The sequence below is a fragment of the Fictibacillus sp. NRS-1165 genome, from assembly GCF_050468105.1.
Classification (GTDB): Bacteria; Bacillota; Bacilli; order Bacillales; family Fictibacillaceae; genus Fictibacillus_C; species Fictibacillus_C terrinigri.
On record NZ_JBDPNU010000193.1, the window covers coordinates 1 to 1,330 of the forward strand.

General features: G+C 45.4%; 2 protein-coding genes. Both read right to left on the reverse strand.

Annotation, left to right across the window (positions count from 1 at the left end):
• The coding region (locus tag ABHN01_RS25830; protein ID WP_429877918.1) for a glycerate kinase at window positions 1–908 on the reverse strand (908 nt) is incomplete at its 3' end.
• Window positions 905–1,330 (reverse strand): glycosyl hydrolase family 65 protein (locus tag ABHN01_RS25835; RefSeq protein ID WP_429877919.1); only part of this gene is annotated, 426 nt, incomplete at its 5' end. The genes ABHN01_RS25830 and ABHN01_RS25835, both read right to left, overlap by 4 nt.

The following is a 1,330-nucleotide window of genomic DNA, read 5'->3' on the forward strand; positions in this document are numbered from 1 at the left end:
TTGCCGTATAACGTTTGGCCATCTATTCTTCCTTCCCCGGTAATGACAAGGTCAGCATCATGACAGATACCCTTCAGATCTAATTCTTCGAGTACCAGTTCGATTCCCTTTTTCAGTTTCGCGTTTGCAAACAGCAACAGCCCTGCTGCAAAACCTCCCCCTGCACCACTGCCTGGCACAGTAGAGACATGCTTGCCTAAATGGTTCTCTGCCATTTCATAGAATTGACCCATCGCCTGATCCGTTTCTTCTAACCTTTCTTCGGGCAGCCCTTTTTGGGGACCATACACATAGGTGGCACCCTTTAGGCCTGTTAAAGGATTATCCACGTCTGCTGCAATGGTTATGTTTACATCATCCAAGCGTTTATCACGATGAACATCAGACATAGATTTAATCTGAAAAAGATCCTGGCCGGTGCCCTTTGCTACCGTTCCGGCTAGATCAAAAAACTGATAGCCCAGTGCAGAAGCCATTCCAATTCCACCATCATTTGTAGCGCTGCCGCCTACACCAATAATGAGTTCTTTAGCCCCTCGATCCATGGCATGCCGTATCAACTCTCCCACACCATAAGACGTGGTTTGTAATGGATTGCGCCGATCAGCAGGTACGAGATGTAATCCACAAGCTTCGGCCATTTCTATAAACGCCTTTTTACCATCATGGGTTAAAGCTATTTTCGCTTGAACAGGTTCACCAAGAGGCCCCGTTACAGAAATACTTTCAATTTCGGTGTCATTCGTGGAAGCCAACGCATGAACGGTTCCTTCCCCACCATCTGCTATGGGGAGCAAATGATAATCGGCTTCGGGAAAAATGCTCTCAAAGCCGCCACGAATGGCTTTAGCTACTTCATCTGCGGCTAAACTTTCTTTAAATGAATCCGGTGCGATAACTACTTTCATGGTTTACTCCTTATGAGTTGAGCGATTTCCATTCGATCTGATAAAACATACTCAAAACCGCTGATTTCAATCATGACTTCTGGTCCTGAAACCTTTGTCAAAATGATGTGCTCCTTTGTCACTTTAATGTTTAAAGTGGCCCCTTGCCAATGTAACGGAAAAACCAGTTCGGACCAGTTGTCCGGTAAGATGGGATTTAATGTTAAACGGCTGTTTTTTATGGAAATGTTCGCAAATCCAAACACAGTCACTAGCCAAATGGCTCCAAGTGAAGCAGCATGCAGCCCTTCATCCGATGAATAAGGATTTGGACCTAAATCTATTAAACAAGCTTCCTGGAAAAAGCGATAGGCCGCGTCATGTTCACCACATCTTGCTGCGACGATGGCATGAATCGCTTTGCTCAGCGAAGAATCGTGGAT